Origin of the sequence: Nocardia sp. CA-151230 (assembly GCF_050942175.1) — a bacterium.
Lineage (GTDB): Bacteria > Actinomycetota > Actinomycetes > Mycobacteriales > Mycobacteriaceae > Nocardia.
The window spans coordinates 44,830-63,747 of record NZ_CP192061.1; the positions used below are offsets into that span (position 1 = coordinate 44,830).

Annotated in this window: 13 protein-coding genes; 6 read left to right on the forward strand and 7 right to left on the reverse strand. The window is 67.8% G+C overall.

Going from position 1 to position 18,918, the window contains the following annotated elements:
• Window positions 1–64: 64 nt before the first annotated feature.
• Window positions 65–1,912 (reverse strand): DUF4407 domain-containing protein, encoded by a 1,848-nt coding sequence (locus ACQP1O_RS00215; protein ID WP_433563933.1) that lies wholly within the window; start codon window positions 1,910–1,912, stop codon window positions 65–67.
• A gap of 881 nt (window positions 1,913–2,793) precedes the next feature.
• On the opposite strand from ACQP1O_RS00215, the gene gltB reads away from it, so the two are divergent.
• The 5 genes from gltB (at window position 2,794) to ACQP1O_RS00240 (ending at window position 12,265) form a co-directional block, all read left to right on the forward strand.
• Entirely contained in the window at window positions 2,794–7,443 is a 4,650-nt protein-coding gene (gltB, locus tag ACQP1O_RS00220; RefSeq protein ID WP_433563934.1) for a glutamate synthase large subunit, read from the forward strand.
• Between the two features lie 182 nt (window positions 7,444–7,625).
• Window positions 7,626–9,095, forward strand: a complete 1,470-nt coding sequence (locus ACQP1O_RS00225) for a glutamate synthase subunit beta (RefSeq protein ID WP_433563935.1) — start codon at window positions 7,626–7,628, stop codon at window positions 9,093–9,095.
• 247 nt (window positions 9,096–9,342) lie between these two features.
• A complete protein-coding gene (locus tag ACQP1O_RS00230) occupies window positions 9,343–10,047 on the forward strand; it encodes a hypothetical protein (protein ID WP_433563936.1) in 705 nt (234 codons plus the stop codon).
• A 42-nt stretch (window positions 10,048–10,089) separates the two neighbouring features.
• Entirely contained in the window at window positions 10,090–11,103 is a 1,014-nt protein-coding gene (locus tag ACQP1O_RS00235) for an alpha/beta hydrolase (protein ID WP_433563937.1), read from the forward strand.
• Window positions 11,104–11,362: 259 nt separating this feature from the next.
• The gene (locus ACQP1O_RS00240) at window positions 11,363–12,265 is read left to right on the forward strand and encodes a cutinase family protein (protein ID WP_433563938.1); all 903 of its coding nucleotides are present in this window, start codon (window positions 11,363–11,365) and stop codon (window positions 12,263–12,265) included.
• A gap of 108 nt (window positions 12,266–12,373) precedes the next feature.
• Here the strand turns inward: ACQP1O_RS00240 and ACQP1O_RS00245 are convergent, their stop codons facing one another.
• The 4 genes from ACQP1O_RS00245 to lysX form a co-directional block, all read right to left on the reverse strand.
• A complete protein-coding gene (locus ACQP1O_RS00245) occupies window positions 12,374–12,724 on the reverse strand; it encodes a hypothetical protein (RefSeq protein ID WP_433563939.1) in 351 nt (116 codons plus the stop codon).
• A 112-nt stretch (window positions 12,725–12,836) separates the two neighbouring features.
• Window positions 12,837–13,454: a histidine phosphatase family protein gene (locus ACQP1O_RS00250; protein ID WP_433563940.1), complete on the reverse strand. Its 618-nt coding sequence runs from the start codon at window positions 13,452–13,454 to the stop codon at window positions 12,837–12,839.
• A 43-nt stretch (window positions 13,455–13,497) separates the two neighbouring features.
• Window positions 13,498–13,698: a hypothetical protein gene (locus ACQP1O_RS00255; RefSeq protein ID WP_379384644.1), complete on the reverse strand. Its 201-nt coding sequence runs from the start codon at window positions 13,696–13,698 to the stop codon at window positions 13,498–13,500.
• A gap of 179 nt (window positions 13,699–13,877) precedes the next feature.
• Window positions 13,878–17,246 (reverse strand): bifunctional lysylphosphatidylglycerol synthetase/lysine--tRNA ligase LysX, encoded by a 3,369-nt coding sequence (lysX, locus tag ACQP1O_RS00260; protein ID WP_433563941.1) that lies wholly within the window; start codon window positions 17,244–17,246, stop codon window positions 13,878–13,880.
• Between the two features lie 106 nt (window positions 17,247–17,352).
• On the opposite strand from lysX, the gene ACQP1O_RS00265 reads away from it, so the two are divergent.
• Window positions 17,353–17,574: an RNA-binding S4 domain-containing protein gene (locus tag ACQP1O_RS00265; RefSeq protein ID WP_040802261.1), complete on the forward strand. Its 222-nt coding sequence runs from the start codon at window positions 17,353–17,355 to the stop codon at window positions 17,572–17,574.
• Between the two features lie 189 nt (window positions 17,575–17,763).
• Here ACQP1O_RS00265 and rraA read toward each other — a convergent pair whose 3' ends face one another.
• Window positions 17,764–18,255 carry a ribonuclease E activity regulator RraA gene (gene rraA, locus ACQP1O_RS00270; RefSeq protein WP_364608888.1) on the reverse strand — a complete coding sequence of 164 codons (492 nt, stop codon included), beginning with the start codon at window positions 18,253–18,255 and terminating at the stop codon, window positions 17,764–17,766.
• A gap of 5 nt (window positions 18,256–18,260) precedes the next feature.
• Window positions 18,261–18,767 carry a nitroreductase/quinone reductase family protein gene (locus ACQP1O_RS00275; protein ID WP_433563942.1) on the reverse strand — a complete coding sequence of 169 codons (507 nt, stop codon included), beginning with the start codon at window positions 18,765–18,767 and terminating at the stop codon, window positions 18,261–18,263.
• Between the last annotated feature and the right edge of the window lie 151 nt (window positions 18,768–18,918).

Sequence of the window (18,918 nt, forward strand, 5' to 3'; positions counted from 1 at the left end):
GCTGTGGCCCGGATGTTTCCGTGTTCAACGTGAAACATTCCGGGCCACAGCGGGTTTCGGAAGGCTACTCCTGGCCCCTGCCCGGCGGCAGTTCGCGCGGGCTGCGGTAGTCGAGTTCGGGGTTGCGGCGTGCCGCCAGCGCATCGTGCTGCGGACCCGAGGGCAGGGGATAGCCGGGGTCCACCACCTGGCCCTGGGGGAGGGCCGAGTAGGAGGGGTACTGGGCGTAGGGCTGATCCACCACGCTCGCGGCCACCCGCTGGGCATGCACCTGCTGCGGGGCGCCCTGCGGGAGGTAGCCGTACTGCGGCTGGGCGTAGGCCTGCTGGTGCTGCTGCGCCGAATCCTGGGAATCCACCGTGACCTTGCGCGTGCGGCGCAGCGTGAAGGTGATCTCCTCGGCCTCCTCGAACGCCTGCCGCACGGTGCGCAGCGGGTGGGTGGCGGTGTCGATGGCATTGGCCACGAAGGACGGCACCAGCGGACGGATCCAGCGGGCGGCGGTGTCGGTGAACGGCACCGTCCCGATGATCGGAAGTTCCAGCCCCCCACCCTTGTCCGCGGGCTGTGCGACCGGCACGGCGGGGACGAGCGCCCCACCCTGCGGTGCGGGGGCCAGGGCCCCGGAGGTGAGCTGGGCGGGCAGGTTCGGCGACTGTGTCACGATCCCCTCCTGGGACACGGTGCTGTCCTTTCGATCCCCGGCCGGGCCGGCGGGGAGTTCATGTCTGGTGGCATTGTCGAATTCGGCGATCGCGCGCTGAGTGGGCTCGGTGATGCCGATCTCGAAACTGCCGATGGCGGCGATGATGCGGATGCGCTGCCGTTCCCGGTCGATGGCGGTGTCGGCATGTGCGGCCAGCCGCGCGGCGGTGAGTTGTTGTTCGGCGCGCAGGCTCTCGGTCTCCACGCGTACCTCGGCCTGTTTGACCGCGATGGCGGTGGCGGCGGCCTGGTCGATGCGGTCGGTGGCGGTACGTACCGCGACGGTGCGGTCGAACGCCGTCTCACCCCGCCACCACCGCAGCAGCAGTGGCAGCAGGGCCAGCACGATCATGAGCACGGACACCGCGAGCCGCAACACGAACGGCCCGAAATGTCCGGTGGTGTAGTCGTTCATGGCCACCCAGCGCGCCCCGAGCCCGCGGTCGCCGTCGGTGTAGGCGGCCTTGCGGGCCGTCGCGAGCGCCCTGTCCTTCTCGGTGACCTTGGCGTCGAGCCCGTCGACCTTGCCCTGCGCCGCGCTGAGCTGGTTGCGGGCGTCGTCGAGCATCTGGTTGGCGGTGCGCTCCTCGGGACCGCGCCCGGGCACGCGGGTGATCATGTTCTGCGGGCAGTCCGCCGCCGGGTTGAATTCGCAGCGCGCGATGATCAGCGCGTTGGTGACGTCGTTCTGCGCCTTGCTGATCTGCTGGTCCAGCGCGGTGCGATCGGTCCTGGCCTGCTCCAGCTCGGTGCGCGCGGTGACCACGGCCGGCGCGGATTCCACTGCGTGCTGGGCGGATTCGTCGAGCAGCCGGTTCACGGTGCCGGAGAACAGGATGGTGCAGGCCAATTCGGCGATCATCACCCCGGCGAGCACTGCCACCGCGATGCGGACGCCGAATTCGGCTATCGCCCGGCGATTCTCCCGGCGATCGGGCGTGGCGGCGGTGGCCAGCGCCCGGGTGATGGCCCCCATCAGTACGGTCGCGATGAGCGCGACCGCCACGATGGCGATGACCGGCCAGCGCGCCGCTCCCGTCGCCGCGGCCGTGACGGCGCCCGCGGTGCCCGCGAACAGCGCCACCACGGCGCCGGTGACGGTGTAGCCGCCGCGCTCGGGCCCGTCGGTGAGCTGCGGTTGTGCGCCGCCCAGCCAGACCAGCAAGGCGCCGAGCCCGGCGGACCTGGGGACATGGTGAACGGTCATGGGAGTTCACATCCTCTGAGTCCCGGGTGATTCGGCTTCTCGAAACCGTCGCTGATTCGTTGTCTCAGCGTGACAGGCGTACGGCTGTTCCATCGACCGCGGCGGCTGGGTTGTGGCCAGGCTCACAGTGCCGCGTTTCGGGCATGTGACGTGGTGTTGATCACGTGCGGACCGGCTCGGATGGCACGGAAAACGCGGCTGAGAGGCGGATTTACGGTTTGCTGAACGTGTGCTGAATCCCACATTCAGGAAAAATTCCGTACGGTCCGCAGGTTACCTGCCCATGTCTCCCGGACGGCCGCCGCGGCGACGGAACTTGTCCGGAAAGTTAGCCCGCCAATGCCCGGTTTGCCGGATCCCGTTGTGGGGAAATCTGATTCATTGCAGGTGAGAGGCAGTCTGGAGCTGCGCTGGACCGCCCGGCCGGAGTCCTCGCGTGCGTGCGATGCAGTGGTGAACTCAACTGAAACGCACGTGCACCCCTGCCTTACACTGGAGAACGCGCGTGTGTTGGAGGACCCATGAAGAAGCCCAGCTAGAACCTGGAATTAGTACAACCTAAGTTGGTTGGGCTCAAGTCCTGACTTATCGTTTGCTCTTACGCCGAACTACACAATTCGGCACATCTCCCCATACGGTCAGAGGCCCGATCGGTGCTCAGCCTAGCGGGCGAGAACTGCGCGGTGTGTAGCGAAGACGTAAGGGTTCCGTTACCACCGAGCACCCGACTAGGTAATCGAAGCGGGTGGACAACTGCAAAGTTGACTGCACGGAATGACCATCAGCGCCGCTGGTCTCCGAACGTCCGGACGCAGTCCAGACCGGAGGCGTTCGACGAAGGCCGCATTCTTCGAAGGCCTGTTTTTTGTGAAGGCAGAGGCATGACGCAACTTCCTGGCCACAGGTCCCCTGGACCCATCGGGCTCTATGACCCGGCGAATGAACACGACGCCTGTGGTGTCGCATTCGTCGTCGACATGCACGGCCGCCGCAGCCGCGACATCGTCGACAAGGCTATTACGGCATTGCTGAACCTGGAGCACCGTGGTGCCGCCGGTGCCGAACCCAACTCGGGTGACGGCGCGGGCATCCTGATCCAGCTCCCGGACAAGTTCTTCCGTGCTGTCGTCGACTTCGAGCTCCCCGCCGAAGGTTCGTACGCCACCGGTATCGCTTTCCTGCCGCAGGCTCGCCGCGAGGCCGCCCGCGCCGGGTACGGCGTCGAGAAGATCGTGCGCGAGGAGGGCCTCGAGGTCCTCGGCTGGCGCGAGGTCCCGATCGACGGGTCGTCGCTGGGCGCGCTGTCGCGTGACGCCATGCCGACCTTCCGGCAGATCTTCATCGCCTCGCCCAAGGGTGGCGCCGAGCAGCTGTCCGGCATGGACCTGGAGCGTCGCGCCTACGTCATCCGCAAGCGCATCGAGCACGAGCTCGGCAAGTCGGGCGCCGGCGAGGGCGCGACCGGCAAGGAGTCGGTCTACTTCCCGAGCCTGTCCGGCGAGACCTTCGTCTACAAGGGCATGTTCACCACCCCGCAGCTGCGGGCGTTCTACCTGGACCTGCAGGACGACCGGGTCGAGTCGGCGCTGGGCATCGTGCACTCGCGCTTCTCCACCAACACCTTCCCGTCGTGGCCGCTGGCGCACCCGTTCCGGCGCGTCGCCCACAACGGTGAGATCAACACCGTCTCCGGCAACGAGAACTGGATGCGGGCGCGTGAGGCGCTGCTGAACTCCAACGTGTTCGGCACCGACCACGCGGGCAACAACCGCCTGGAGAAGATCTTCCCGGTCTGCACCCCCGGCGCCTCGGACACCGCGCGCTTCGACGAGGTGCTCGAACTGCTGCACCTGGGCGGCCGCAGTCTGCCGCACGCCGTGCTCATGATGATTCCGGAGGCGTGGGAGCGCCACGAGTCCATGACCCCGGAGCAGCGCGCCTTCTACCGCTACCACTCCTTCCTCATGGAGCCCTGGGACGGCCCGGCCTCGGTGTGCTTCACCGACGGCACGGTCGTCGGCGCGGTGCTGGACCGCAACGGTCTGCGCCCCGGCCGCATCTGGGTCACCGAGGACGGTCTGGTCGTGCTGGCCTCCGAGGTCGGCGTGCTCGACATCGACCCGGCCAAGGTCGTCTACAAGAAGCGCCTGCAGCCCGGCCACATGTTCCTGGTCGACACCTCGCAGGGCCGCATCATCAGCGACGACGAGGTCAAGTCCTCGCTGGCCGCCGAGTTCCCGTACCAGCAGTGGCTGGACGAGGGCCCGACCAAGTTGAGCGACCTGCCCGACCGCCCGCACGTGCACATGTCGCACGACCGCGTGCTGATCCGTCAGCAGATCTTCGGCTACACCACCGAGGAACTGAACCTGCTGGTCTCGCCGATGGCGCAGACCGGTGGCGAGGCGCTCGGCTCGATGGGCACCGACACCCCGATCGCGGTGCTGTCGGCGCGGCCGCGTCTGCTGTTCGATTACTTCTCGCAGCTGTTCGCGCAGGTCACCAACCCGCCGCTGGACGCCATCCGCGAAGAGGTCGTGACCTCGCTGCGCAGCATGATCGGCCCGGAGGCCGACCTGCTGAACCCGGGACCGGAGTCCTGTCGTCAGATCACCCTGACCCAGCCGATCCTGGACAACGACGAGCTCTCCAAGCTGGTCCACATCAACGACGACGGCTCGCGTCCCGAACTGCGTTCGGTCGTGGTGCACGGCCTGTACCCGGTCAAGAAGGGCGGCAAGGGGCTGCGCAAGGCCCTCGAGGCCGTGCAGCGTCAGGTCTCGGCGGCCATCGACGGCGGCGCGCGCATCATCGTGCTGTCCGACCGCGAGTCCAACGAGAAGCTGGCCCCGATCCCGTCGCTGCTGCTGACCGCCGCGGTGCACCACCACCTGGTCCGGGAGCGCACCCGCACCAAGGTCGGCCTTGTCATCGAGGCCGGTGACGCCCGCGAGGTGCACCACATGGCCATGCTGGTCGGCTTCGGCGCGGCGGCCATCAACCCGTACATGGCCTTCGAGTCCATCGAGGACATGCTGGAGCGCGGCGCGCTGCAGATGCCGGGCAGCACCGGCGATCACGCGGCCGACTTCAAAAAGGCCGTCTACAACTACAACAAGGCCGCCGGCAAGGGTGTGCTGAAGGTGATGTCCAAGATGGGCATCTCCACCATCGCCTCCTACCGTGGCGCCCAGCTGTTCCAGGTCGTCGGCCTGGCGCAGGAGCTGGTGAACGAGTACTTCACCGGTCTGAAGTCGCCGCTGGACGGCATCGGCCTGGACGACATCGCGGACGAGGTCGCGCAGCGGCACCGGGTCGCGTTCCTGGAGAACCGCAACGAGCGCGCGCACCGCGAGCTCGAGATCGGCGGCGAGTACCAGTGGCGTCGTGAGGGCGAGTACCACCTGTTCAACCCGGACACGGTGTTCAAGCTGCAGCACGCCACCCGCTCGGGCCAGTACAAGGTCTTCAAGGAGTACACGAAGCTGGTCGACGACCAGTCGGAGCGTCTCGCCTCGCTGCGTGGTCTGTTCAAGTTCAAGTCCGAGCACCGCCACCCGATCTCGATCGACGAGGTCGAGCCGGCGTCGGAGATCGTGAAGCGCTTCTCGACCGGTGCGATGAGCTACGGCTCCATCTCGGCCGAGGCCCACGAGACCCTGGCCATCGCCATGAACCGCCTCGGTGGCCGCTCCAACTCCGGTGAGGGCGGCGAGCACCCGGCGCGTTTCGAGCCCGAGGAGGGCGGCGACTGGCGCCGGTCCGCGATCAAGCAGGTGGCCTCGGGTCGCTTCGGTGTGACCGCGCACTACCTGACCAACTGCACCGACATCCAGATCAAGATGGCGCAGGGCGCGAAGCCCGGTGAGGGTGGCCAGCTGCCGGCCCACAAGGTGTACCCGTGGGTCGCCGAGGTCCGGCACTCGACGCCGGGCGTCGGCCTGATCTCGCCGCCGCCGCACCACGACATCTACTCGATCGAGGATCTGGCCCAGCTGATCCACGACCTGAAGAACGCGAACCCGCAGGCGCGGATTCACGTGAAGCTGGTCGCGGAGCCGGGCGTCGGCACCGTCGCCGCGGGTGTCTCCAAGGCGCATGCCGACGTGGTGCTCATCTCCGGCCACGACGGTGGTACCGGTGCGTCGCCGCTGACCTCGCTGAAGCACGCGGGTGGTCCCTGGGAGCTCGGCCTCGCCGAGACCCAGCAGACCCTGCTGCTCAACGGTCTGCGCGACCGCATCGTGGTCCAGGTCGACGGTCAGATGAAGACCGGTCGCGACGTCATGATCGCCGCACTGCTGGGCGCCGAGGAGTTCGGTTTCGCGACCGCTCCGCTGGTGGTCTCGGGCTGCATCATGATGCGCGTCTGCCACCTCGACACCTGCCCCGTCGGCGTCGCCACCCAGAACCCGGTTCTCCGTGAGCGTTTCACCGGCAAGCCGGAGTTCGTCGAGAACTTCATGCTCTACATCGCCGAAGAGGTGCGGGAGCTGCTGGCGTCGCTGGGTCTGCGGACCCTGGACGAGGCCATCGGCCGGGTCGACCTGCTCGACACCACCGCCGCCAAGGCGCACTGGAAGGCCGCCAAGCTGGATCTGTCGCCGATCCTGGACGACGTCGAGACGGCGTTCATGTTCCAGGACCGCCGCCGCACCAAGGACCAGGACCACGGCCTGGACAAGGCGCTGGACAACGAGCTCATCGCGCAGTCCGCGGACGCGCTGGAGCGCGGCAAGCCGGTCAAGTTCGAATCCAAGATCACGAACGTGAACCGGACCGTCGGCACCATGCTCGGCCACGAGGTCACCAAGCTCTACGGCGGAGTCGGCCTGCCGGACAACACCATCGACATCACGTTCACCGGTTCCGCCGGTAACTCGTTCGGTGCGTTCGTCCCGGCCGGTATCACCCTGCGGGTGGTCGGCGACGCCAACGACTATGTCGGCAAGGGTCTTTCGGGTGGCCGCATCACGGTGCGCCCGTCCGATGACGCGCCGGAGGCGTTCATCGCGGAGCAGAACATCATCGCGGGCAACGTGATCCTGTTCGGCGCCACCAGCGGCCAGGCGTTCCTGCGCGGTGTGGCCGGCGAGCGCTTCGCCGTCCGCAACTCGGGCGCCACCGCGGTCGTCGAGGGTGTGGGCGACCACGCCTGCGAGTACATGACCGGTGGTCGCGTGGTCATCCTCGGCGAGACCGGCCGCAACTTCGGCGCCGGCATGTCGGGCGGTATCGCCTACGTCTACAACCCGAACGGCAGCTTCGAGGCCAACCTCAACACCGAGCTGGTCGACCTCGAGCAGCTGTCGGCCGAGGACGCGCAGATCGTGCACGACATCGTCGGCCAGCATCGCGACGAGACCGGATCGGCTGTCGCCGACAAGATCCTGGGCGACTGGTCGCAGCAGGTGACCAAGTTCGTGAAGGTCATGCCGCGCGACTACAAGAAGGTCCTGCTCGCCATCTCCGAGGCCGAGAAGGCCGGCCGGAATGTCGACGAGGCGATCATGGAGGCGGCGCGTGGGTAACTTCGCACCCATGTCGACGAGGCGCTGTAATCCTTCAAGGCGGCGCGTGGGTAACTTCGCCCTTATGTCGACGAGGCGCTGTGACCATTCGAGGCAGCTCGTGGCTGACCTCACTCTGGCGGTGCAACGCAGCACCACTGTCGTTGTTCCGTGCGCGCTGCGCATTAGTCAGGAGTTCGTAAATGGGTGACGCACAAGGCTTCCTGAAGCACACTTCCCGGGAACTGCCCAAGCGCCGTCCGGTTCCGCTGCGACTGCTGGACTGGAAAGAGGTCTACGAGGAGAAGTTCTCCCACGAGACCCTGCAGAAGCAGGCCAGCCGCTGCATGGACTGCGGTATCCCGTTCTGCCACAACGGCTGTCCGCTCGGGAACCTGATTCCCGAGTGGAACGACCTGGTGTACAAGGGCGCGTGGAAGGAGTCGTTCGATCGGCTGCACGCGACCAACAACTTCCCGGAGTTCACCGGCCGCCTGTGCCCGGCTCCGTGCGAGGCGTCCTGCGTCCTGGGCATCAACCAGGATCCGGTGACCATCAAGCAGGTCGAGGTCGAGATCATCGAGAACGGTTTCGACGAGGGCTGGGTGACCCCGGTCTACCCGACCCGCCTGACCGGCAAGCGCATCGCGGTCGTCGGTTCCGGCCCCGCGGGCCTGGCCGCCGCCCAGCAGCTGACCCGGGCCGGCCACACCGTGACCGTGTTCGAGCGCGACGACCGCATCGGCGGCCTGCTGCGCTACGGCATCCCGGAATTCAAGATGGAGAAGCGCTTCATCGACCGCCGCATCGCGCAGATGGAGGCCGAGGGCACCATCTTCAAGACCGGCGTGAACGTGGGCGTGGACATCACGGCCCAGCAGCTGCGTGAGCAGTTCGACGCGGCCGTGCTCGCGGGTGGCGCCACCATCGCGCGTGACCTGCCGATCCCGGGCCGCGATCTGGACGGCATCCACCAGGCCATGGAGTTCCTGCCACTGGCCAACCGGGTGCAGCTGGGCGACCCGATCACCGACGAGGACGGCCTGCCGCGCATCCACGCGCGTGGCAAGAAGGTCGTCATCATCGGTGGCGGTGACACCGGCGCCGACTGCCTGGGCACCTCGCACCGGCAGGGTGCGGAGACGATCCACCAGTTCGAGATCATGCCGCGTCCGCCGGAGCAGCGGGCCACCTCGACCCCGTGGCCGACCTACCCGCTGATGTACCGCGTCTCCTCGGCTCACGAGGAGGGCGGCGAGCGCGTGTTCTCCGTCAACACCGAGCGTTTCGTCGGCGCCGACGGCAAGGTCACCGGGCTGCAGGCGCACGAGGTGTCGATGGTCAACGGTCGCTTCGAGAAGGTCGAGGGCACCGACTTCACCCTCGAGGCGGACCTGGTGCTGCTGGCCATGGGCTTCGTCGGACCGCAGAAGAACGGTCTGCTCGAGGGCCTGGGCGTGGGCTACGACCAGCGCGGAAATGTCATGCGCGACAAGGAGTGGGCCACCACCGTGCCCGGCGTCTTCGTCGCCGGTGACATGGGCCGCGGTCAGTCGCTGATCGTGTGGGCCATCGCCGAGGGCCGCGCGTGCGCGTCCGCCGTGGACAAGTACCTGGAGGGTGAGACGGCGCTGCCGTCCCCGATCACCCCGACCATGGTCGCCCAGCGATGATCCAGCGCTGAGCCGAAACCCTGAAGAGCGCTCCCGGACTTCGGTCCGGGAGCGCTTTTTGTTATGCAGGGAAACGATCTGAAATGTGTACTAGTCAGTAACTGTGAGCAGTTTTGTCAAACCCTGGACAGGGGACCAGTTACACCTGTTTACTTACTCCCCGTGTGGAGTCCACCCTCCGAGTCGTCCGCAGCGCTCGGTAAGTATGGATCGGTCCCGGAGGATCTCGGGACACTTGGAGGAAAATATGTTCCGTAATCGCCGTGCGGCCGCGATCGCGACCTCTGCCGCAATGGTTTTCGCGGGCCTGAGCATGACCACGCTGGAGACGGGCGCCGCGTCAGCGGATACGACCTGTGCCCTGAGCTCGCATGCCACCAAGAATGACATCAGCACGCTCGGTATCACCATGACGTACGACAAGAGCGCCAACCTGGACTCGATCGGCGTCGGCACCACGGTGACCTACAAGGTCGTCGTCGGCACCACGGGTATCGGTAACCCGTACGTCAACACCATCACCGACTTCCCGCCGTCGGGCTTCGGCGCGCCGGTCAAGGCCAGCATCACCGCCTATCACCTGGCGGGCGGTCAGCGCACCGAGGACGTCACCCCGGAGCCGAACGCCGGCGGCTGGAAGGTGACCAGCACGGGCTGGTTCGTGAACTCCGGTAACCCGGTGACCCTCAACATCACCTACCCGGTTCCGACCAACCTCTCGACCGGTCAGCAGGTCACCAGCGGTGGCGTCGGCGTCGCGGGCACCGTCGGTGTCAGCAACGAGCTCCCCAACCTGACCGCGTGCTTCACCGCCCGGGCCAACACCGTCGGCGAGAGCGCGCTGGGCAGCCTCAACAACAACGGCCTCGGCTCGGCCGACGGTCAGCTCAGCTCGACCGGTTCGCTCAGCACGATCCTGTCGGACGCGATCCGCAAGTACATCGGTAGCTGATTTCCGTTCCGGGCCGATTCGATCGATAGGAAAACCGTACCGATGCCCACCGGTAAGCTCTCGGCGCTCGCCGCGATCTCGGCAATCGCACTCTCCCTGGCATTGTCGTCCGCACCCGGGTGCATCGGTACGGCCACGGCGGATGATTCCACCGGATCCCATCTGGTTTCGATCGATCGGCCCGGCCAGCGGCAACAGGAGATCGCGGTCTATTCGGCCGCGATGGACAGGGTGATCACGCTTCAGGTCATTACCCCGTTCGACAACAGTGTGCCGCGGCCCACGCTGTATCTGCTGAATGGCGCGGGCGGTGGTGAGGATGCCGCGACCTGGTATCGCCAAACCGATATCGTGCAATTCTTCGCGGACAAGAACGTGAATGTTGTTTCCCCGGTCGGTGGCAAATTCTCCTATTACACCGACTGGCAGAAAGACGACCCGAGTCTGGGCCGGCAGAAATGGGAGACCTTCCTGACCGCGGAACTGCCGCCGATCCTGGATTCGGTGCTGCACACGTCGGGCGCGAACGCGATAGCGGGCGTGTCGATGTCGGCGACCTCCGCGCTGAATCTGGCCATCGCGGCCCCCGATCGGTACCGCGCGGTCGCCTCCTACAGTGGCTGCGCCTCGACCGCCGACGAGAACAGCCGCCGGTACATCCAGCTGGTCCTCGACCGCGGTGACGCCGATTCCCGCAATATGTGGGGCGAGCCCGGCGACCCGGACTGGCAGCGGCACGATGCCGTGCTCAATGCCGCCGCCCTGCGCGGGAAGGCGCTGTTCATCTCGAGTTCGACCGGTCTGCCCGGGCCGATGGACACCCTCGATTCACCCTCGATCGGCGGGCGTCCGGCGACGCTGGCCAACCAGATCATCCTGGGCGGCGTGATCGAGGCCGCGACCAACGGGTGCACGCACCAGCTCGCAGATCGCCTCGGCCAGTTGGGGATCCCCGCGCAGGTCGAATTCAGTCCTGCCGGAACGCATTCCTGGCGGTACTGGCAGGACGCCCTGCATCGATCGTGGCCGATGCTCGAGGCCGCATTGCAGGACTGAGGTCCGAAATGTGGCTTCCGGCACAACTTTCGGCCGGAAATCGGACGTCTTCGGCGTCTCGCCTGGCATGGCCGAATAGCCCCCTTTATGCTTGGCGGCGGTGTGTCGCCGATCTCGTCATTCGGTCTGTTCCAGCGCGCTCATACGGGGCGGTTACTTGGGTTAACCCTCAGTGCACCGGACTGTCATCCGGCGACCGCACCATGATCCGGAATCGGGACGCGCAACCTGTCCCGGCACAAGCGGGAACTGGAGCGGTATGCGGTTGAAGAATGTTGTCGCGGCTGCGGGGGCAGCGGCGAGCGTGCTCATGTCGGGAATCGTCCTGGGCAGTGGTCCCGCTACGGCCGCCCCCGGTGCGGGCTGCCCGAGTCTCTACACGGTCGCCGTGCCCGGCACCTGGGAGACCGGCCACGACAAGGACCCCAAGCCCGGCATGCTGGCCGGGGTGACCAACGGATTGCCCGGTGAGGTCGACTATGTGACCTACGCGGCCACCGCCTTCCCCTGGGAGGGCGACGTCTACGCCGCCTCCAAGAAGGAGGCCGTCGACAATGCCCGCGGTCTGGTGCAGGACATGGGCGCGCGCTGCCCGGGCACCAGGATCGCCATCACCGGCTACAGCCAGGGCGCGGACGCAGCCGGCGATCTCGCCGCCGAGATCGGCAGCGGCCACGGCGTGGTGCCGCCGGATCGCATCGCGGCCGTCGCGCTGATCTCCGATCCGCGCCGCTCGCCCACCGACGCCCAGATCGGCCCGATCGCCCCGGGTGCGGGTGCGGGCGGGGTGCGCGTCGGCGGCTTCGGCTGGATCAGCGACAAGGTGCGCACCGTGTGCGCCATCGGCGACCTGTACTGCTCCACCGAGGAGACCGACTTCCTCACCCGCTTCGCGGGTTTCCTGGCGCAGTCGTCCAACCCGAACAACTTCAACCTGTGGCAGACCCAGCTCGAACTCGGGTCCATCCTCAACGACCTGATGGCGCAGGGCGGTCTGCCGACGCTGCAGGCCCAGCTGGCCGATGGTCCGGACAGCGAGTACGCCCACCAGCTCGAGCAGTTCTACCGCAGCGGCAAGCACACCAGCTACGGCAGCTACGGCGTCGGCGGCGGCCAGACCGCGGTGACCTGGATGCACAACTGGATCGCGACCAACGCCTAGTGGACGGCCCGGCGGCGGGTAGCCGGGCCCGCGAAACCTGAAAAGGCCGCTCCCACACTGGGAGCGGCCTTTTCGGTGTCCGAGCCGATGAGGTCGTCGCCGGCCGGGCTACATGCCGAAGGAGCCGGTGGGCGGCAGCCAGGGGGCCGGAGCGGGGTTGTTGTTCCAGCCGTTGTCGCCGTTGTTGTTCCAACCGTTGTCGCCGTTGTTCCAGCCGTTGTTGTTCCAGCCGTTGTCGCCGTTGTTCCAGCCGTCGTTGTCGTGGTCGTGGCGGTGGTGGTCACGGTCGTGATCCCAGGGTCCGTGGTCGTCGATATGCTGGGCGACGACCGGGGTGGCGGCGTCGTCGGGGGTCGCGGCATTCGCGGGGAGGGCGATGACGGCGAGCGGGATGGCGGCCAGGGCACCGGCCGCGGCGAGGCGCAGGGCGAGACGGCGGCGGGGCTTGATGGTGGACATCGGGTGCCTTTCTGTCGGGATCGTGTGCCGCGAGGGGAGCGGCTCACGAGTTCCCATCGAAGGCGTCGGCCCTTGGAACGGTGTGGGATCGGGCTGGGAGTCCGCTGAGCGTCTAGGGGCGCGGACGCTGCATGCGCGGCAACAGGTCCCAGACGTGGCCGTTCTCGTTGACGGTGGCCACGGTGCGGCCGCCGGTGCGCGAGTACAGGATCCGGGTGATCGAGCAGTAGTCGATGGGGAAGGTGAGCGGGCGGGCCAGGCCCAGCACCTCCTGCAGCAGCACGTTGATCACGCCGCCGTGCGCGAAGACGACCACGGTGTCGGTGTGTTCGGTGGCCGCCACGATGCTCGCGATGCTGTCGCGCACGCGGCCGACGAAGGCGTCGCCGTCGATCTGCTCGGGCAGGTGCCCGGCCTTGATGCGCGCGTAGGTTTCCCGGAATTCCTGCTGGGCGTCCTCGATCGGGACGTAGATCGGCAGGTCGCGGTCGTACTCGGCGAGCCCGTCGAGGACATCGATGTCGAGCCCCAGCTTCTCCGCGGTGGGCCTGGCGGTTTCGCGGGCCCGCAGTTGCGGGCTGCTGACCACCCGCGCGATGCGGTGGTGGGCGAGTGCTTCCGGGACCCGGCCCGCCTGTTCGAGGCCGATCGCGGTGAGATCCGGGTCGGCGTGGCCGGATTCGGCCAGGACTCGTTGCGGCTGGGCGTGGCGGACGAGGATCAACTGCACGCCCACTACTCTGCCGCACCCCGGCCGCGGTTCGCAGCAGGGGCTAGCGGTTCTTGCGGCGGCTCATCAGGTAGACGATGCCGAGCACCAGCACCACGATGCCGATGCAGCAGACCGCGAGGAAGCCCCAGAAGCTGGTGCCGCGCCGGCTGCTGGTTCGGCGGGCGGCGGTGTTCTCGAGGGCGGCGTTCCAGGTGTCCGGATGGGTCCACACGTGGTGGTCCAGCAGGGTCGCCTGGGTCATGAGATCTAGGTAGTGCATGGGTTCCCCAATTCGTGTGGCCGGTGGGCCCGCCCCGGGCCGAATCCCAGATTAACCGGCGATCCGGCCCGGGGAATCAGGGTTTTCCCTGGTCCCAATGGGCGCTGTCGGCGTAGCCGTCCTCAGCCTCGCGCATGGCCGGAGCGAATGCGGAGGTACGCCTATCGGGATTCGCTCTGCGCGGTACGGGGTTTCACGAGCGGGAACGGCAGCGTTTCGCGGATGCTGCGGCCGATCAGCAGCATGACCACCCGGTCCACGCCGACGCCGAGACCGCCGGTGGGCGGCATGGCGTGTTCGAGGGCCTGCAGGAAGTCCTCGTCGAGTTCCATGGCCTCCGGGTCGCCGCCGGCGGCCAGCATGGACTGTTCGGTGAGGCGGCGGCGCTGTTCCACCGGATCGGTCAATTCGCTGTAGGCGGTGCCCAGTTCGACACCCCAGGCCACCAGGTCCCAGCGCTCGGTGACGCCCGGAATGTGCCGGTGCGCGCGGGTGAGCGGGGAGACGGAGGTGGGGAAGTCGATGTAGAAGGTGGGTTCCTCGGTGGCCGATTCCACCAGGTGCTCGTACATCTCGAGCACGAGTTGCCCAGCGTCCCAGCCCAATTGGAAGGGCACGCCCGCCTTCTCGCAGAGCAGCCGCAGCCGCTCTTCGTCGGTGTCGGGGGTGATGGTCTCGCCGATCGCCTCGGAGACGGCCCCGTGCACGGTCTTGACCGGCCAGTCGCCGGAGATGTCCACCTCGGTGACGGCGCCGTCGGGTCCGGGGCGCAGCGCCACCATCTTGCCGTTGGCGGCCACCGCGGCCTCCTGGATGAGCTGGCGGCAGGCGTGCATCATGCGTTCGTAATCGCTGTGCGCCTCATAGGCTTCCAGGATGGTGAACTCGGGATTGTGGCTGTAGTCCACGCCCTCGTTGCGGAAGACGCGGCCGAGTTCGAACACCTTCTCCATGCCGCCCACACACAGTCGCTTGAGGTAGAGCTCGGGGGCGATGCGCAGGTACAGGTCGAGGTCGTAGGCGTTGATGTGGGTGGTGAACGGGGTGGCGTTGGCGCCGCCGTGCACCTGCTGCAGGACGGGGGTCTCGACTTCGAGGAATCCCCAGCCGTGCAAGGTGTCTCGCAGGGATCGCACCACCGCGCTGCGCTTGGCCATCACCTCGCGGATATCGGTGTTGATGGCCATGTCGACAAAGCGTTGCCGCACTCGGGCTTCCGGGTCGGCCAGGCCCTTCCACTTGTCCGGCAGCGGGTGCAGGCATTTGCCGATCATCCGCCAGTCCTGGGCGAGCAATGAGAGTTCGCCGCGGCGGCTGCGGCCGATCTGCCCGCTCACCTCGACCAGGTCGCCCAGATCGAAGAATTCGGTGAACGACTCGCTGCGGTCGGCGCCCACCCGGCTGCGGTCGATGAGCAGCTGGATGTCGCCGGACCAGTCGCGCAGTACGGCGAAGATGACGCCGCCGTAGTCGCGAATCCGCAACAGCCGCCCGCAGACTCGCACCGTGGTGCCCTGCGGGCAGCCGCGGGCGGCGGACACGGTGTGGGTGGGCGGGTAGGCGACCGGGTAGGCCTCGACGCCCGATTCCTGGAGCTTCTCCAGCTTGTCCATGCGCACCCGCACCTGTTCGGGGCGGCGCGGGCCCTGCTCCTCGAGCTCCTCCGGCGGCAGGTCGGGCGGGCTGCCGTCGGCGTGCAGGCCGGTCATGCTGGGCGGCACCGAGGGCCGCAGGCCGGTGTGCGCCGAGGCGTCGTGTTCGCGGCCGAAGCGGGGCAGGAAGCCTTCGGCGAGGGCGCTGGCCGTGGCGACGCGCAGCAGGTGACGGCGTTCCTCGAACAGCGAGAACCGGGGCACCCATTCCGGCTGGTACTTCACATTGGAGCGGTAGAGCGCCTCCAGCTGGTACCAGCGGGAGAAGAACATGAGCACGCCGCGCCACAGGCGCAGCACGGGCCCGGCGCCGATGCGGCCGCCCTCCTCGAAGACCGCGCGGAAGACCGCGAAGTTCAACGAGATTCGGGTGATGCCGTACTGCTCGGAGGTGAGGGCGAGCCGCGAGATCATGAGTTCCATCAGCCCGTTGGGCCCGGTGCGGTCGCGGCGCATGAGGTCGAGGGAGACGCCGGTGCGGCCCCACGGCACGAACGACAGCATGCCGAGCACCTGGCCGTTGGGGGCGACGGACTCGACCAGCAGGCAGTCGCCGTCCAGCGGATCCCCGAGCCGGTCGAGGGCCATCGAGAAGCCGCGTTCGGTCTCGGTGTCGCGCCAGGCGTCGGCGCGCCGCATGACGTCGGCCATCTCCTCGGGCGGGACCTCCCGGTGCCGCCGCACCCGCACCGTGATGCCCTGCTTGGCAAGGCGATTGGCGGCCTGGCGAACCGGCTTCATATCGGGTCCGGCGAGGGAGAAACCGCGGGTCTCGAGGATGGCCTCGTCGCCCAGCCGCAGCGCGGACAGTCCTGCCCGCCGGTAGGCGGTCGCGCCGATCTCGCTGGCGCCCATGACCGCCGGGGCCCACCCGTACTGGTCGGCCAGCCGCAGCCAGGCGTCGATGGCGTGACCCCAGGACTCCTTCTGCCCGATGGGGTCGCCCGAGGCCAGGCACACGCCGAGTTCGACGCGGTAGGTGACGGCGGCCTTGCCGCTGGGCGCGAAGACGACGGCCTTGTCGCGGCGGGTGGCGAAGTAGCCGAGCGAGTCCTCGACGTCGGAGCGTTCGATGAGCCCGCGGATGGCGGATTCGTCCAGCCCGGTGAGCGCATTGGAGGAGCGCTGCGACCGGAACAGCGTGATGACGGCGGCCAGCAGCGCGATCGCGCCGAACAGGCCGAGCAGCAGGTTGACCAGGTGCGGAGGGTGCCCGTCGAAGTCCTCGTTGGAGACCAGGATCGCGCCGGTGACCCGGGACACCGCCCACAGCGCGCGTTCGGTGTGGTCGGGCAGGCTGCCGGGGAACAGTTCGACCAATCCCCAGCCGACCAGGCAGCCCAGCGCGAGCCCGCCGGCCAGCACGCCGAGCGCGCGCCAGACCGCGCCGCGCTGCACGTGCGTGTAGAACTCGGACCACGCGGCGATGAGCACGCCGATGACCACGACGTGAATGATCAACGCCACCAGGGCATTGATGTCGCCCTCGGCGGCGAAGTCGAGGGCGTTGGCGAGCGCGAAGGCCGCCATGTACCCGACCAGCAGCCACCAGGCGATCCGTTTGCGGCTGGCGGTGGCGCCCGCCAGCAGGCCCACCACCAGCGCCCACACCAGCGAGGTGTCGGGGGCGTCGAAGTAGTAGGTGTCGACGAAGTGGCGTAGGTGCGAGGTCAGGAACCGCAGCCCGGGCGAGATGCTCCAGGCGAAGCAGAGAACCGAGAAGACGCCGAGCGCGGTGCCCGCGATGTGCGGCACCTCGCGCAGTCGGCCGTGCCCGCGGTGTGGCACCTCCGGCGACCGCGGCTCCGGTCTCTGGTCGGAGTCGTGGGGCAGCCGGTCCTGCGTCGAAGTCACAGCACCAGTGTGAATGTTGCCCATGCCCATGTGCACTCAGAACCCGGTTCGTGTCTCGTGGCCGCCGCGTGGCGGCTGGTGGTGGGGGCGGCATTTGGTGTGGAGGCGGCCGCGGGTGAGGATGTACCACATGTCGGATCCAGTCGATGTCCCGATCGAGGACGATGTCATTCGACTCGGCCAGTTCCTGAAGCTGGCGAACCTCATCGATTCCGGTTCGGAAGCCAAGACGGTTATCGCCCAGGGCCTGGTTCGTGTCAACGACGAGGTGGAGCTGCGACGGGGTCGCCAGCTACATGCGGGCGATGTGGTCGCACTGGCCGGGCACAAAGCCCGGGTCACCAGCGGCTGAGCGCGCTTCGCGGGCAAGGTACTCCCGGATTTGTAGGGGTTCGGTCTGCGCCCCGCGCGGCCGGGCTCACCGCCTTCCCTGCGGGTTGCCGGCGGCGTGACTCCCGCGGGGGCTCGGGGGCTGGGCCCCCGGCTCCCCATTCTCGGGGGTACGAGGGCTGTTACCCCTGAGAGCTTCCCGAGAGTTGGGTCAATCCTCGCTGCGAACGACGACGCCGTCGTGGTCGCTGTAGAGCATGTCGCCGGGAACGAAGGTGACGCCGCCGAATTCGACGGTGACATCCTTCTCGGCGTTCGCGCCGGTCTGGGTGCTCTTGCGCGGGTTGGTGCCCAGCGCCTTGATGCCGATGGGCAGGGTGCGCAGGATCGCCGAGTCCCGGACCGCGCCGTTGACGACGACCCCGGCCCAGCCGTTGTCGACGCCGCGGCCCGCGATGATGTCGCCGACCAGCGCGGTGTGCACGCTCGCGCCGCCGTCCACGACGAGCACGCGGCCCTCGCCGGGTTCGCCGAGGGTCTGCTTGACGAGCAGGTTGTCCTGGAAGGTCCGGATGGTCACGATGCGGCCGGCGAAGACCTCGTGGCCACCGAACTGGATGAACTGGGTGTCGCAGCTGCGGATCTCGGGGCCGATCTCGTCGGCTAGGTCGGCGGTGGCAGTGGCGTTCGCTGATTCGGTCACGGGAACTATCTTGTCAGGGCGAAAATGCGCAAGTCACGAGCGGTGCGATTGCGGTAGGCGGTGTACGCCTGCGTGGTCTCCTCGAAGCGCTCGAAGATCGCCTGCTTGCGGTCCTCGTCGGTGACCAGGGCGGCATCGACCGGAATGTGCTGCCCGGCGATGGCGACCTCGGCGGCCGGACTGGCGAGCAGGTTGGCCGTCCATGCCGGGTGGTGGGCCTGGCCGAAGTTGGATCCGATCACGTAGAGCGTGTCGCCCTCGTGCACGTAGAGCAGGGGAGTTGTGCGCGGCTGCCCGGATTTGCGACCGACGGTGGTGAGCAGGATGACGGGCGCGCCGATCGGGCCGAGGACGGTGTACTTGCCGCCGGTGCGTTCGAGCACCTTGCGATCCAGCGGCGTCAGTTTGCGGATGACCAGCGAGCCGACCTTGGTGGCGGCGAACGGACTGGCCAGGCGGGACAGCAGATTGGTGCGGGAACCCCAGATCCGCTCGGGAAACTGCTCACTCATACCGCGACTCTAGTGGCCCGTGACCGGCGGTGTTGTGCTCTCGCGATGCGCTCCGCGGCTGCTGAACGATCTATCCACAAGAGTTAATCAACCGTGCAGTCGAATTCTCGGGCGCATACTGGCGACACCCGATGAGTCCAGGTCGGGAGAG

Excerpts from the sequence above, each read along its gene's own strand:
- ACQP1O_RS00215 (WP_433563933.1), bottom strand. The coding sequence starts at position 1,912 with ATGACCGTTCACCATGTCCCCAGGTCCGCCGGGCTCGGCGCCTTGCTG.
- gltB (WP_433563934.1), top strand. The coding sequence starts at position 2,794 with ATGACGCAACTTCCTGGCCACAGGTCCCCTGGACCCATCGGGCTCTAT.
- ACQP1O_RS00225 (WP_433563935.1), top strand. The coding sequence starts at position 7,626 with ATGGGTGACGCACAAGGCTTCCTGAAGCACACTTCCCGGGAACTGCCC.
- ACQP1O_RS00230 (WP_433563936.1), top strand. The coding sequence starts at position 9,343 with ATGTTCCGTAATCGCCGTGCGGCCGCGATCGCGACCTCTGCCGCAATG.
- ACQP1O_RS00235 (WP_433563937.1), top strand. The coding sequence starts at position 10,090 with ATGCCCACCGGTAAGCTCTCGGCGCTCGCCGCGATCTCGGCAATCGCA.
- ACQP1O_RS00240 (WP_433563938.1), top strand. The coding sequence starts at position 11,363 with ATGCGGTTGAAGAATGTTGTCGCGGCTGCGGGGGCAGCGGCGAGCGTG.
- ACQP1O_RS00245 (WP_433563939.1), bottom strand. The coding sequence starts at position 12,724 with ATGTCCACCATCAAGCCCCGCCGCCGTCTCGCCCTGCGCCTCGCCGCG.
- ACQP1O_RS00255 (WP_379384644.1), bottom strand. The coding sequence starts at position 13,698 with ATGACCCAGGCGACCCTGCTGGACCACCACGTGTGGACCCATCCGGAC.
- lysX (WP_433563941.1), bottom strand. The coding sequence starts at position 17,246 with ATGGGCAACATTCACACTGGTGCTGTGACTTCGACGCAGGACCGGCTG.
- ACQP1O_RS00265 (WP_040802261.1), top strand. The coding sequence starts at position 17,353 with ATGTCGGATCCAGTCGATGTCCCGATCGAGGACGATGTCATTCGACTC.
- ACQP1O_RS00275 (WP_433563942.1), bottom strand. The coding sequence starts at position 18,767 with ATGAGTGAGCAGTTTCCCGAGCGGATCTGGGGTTCCCGCACCAATCTG.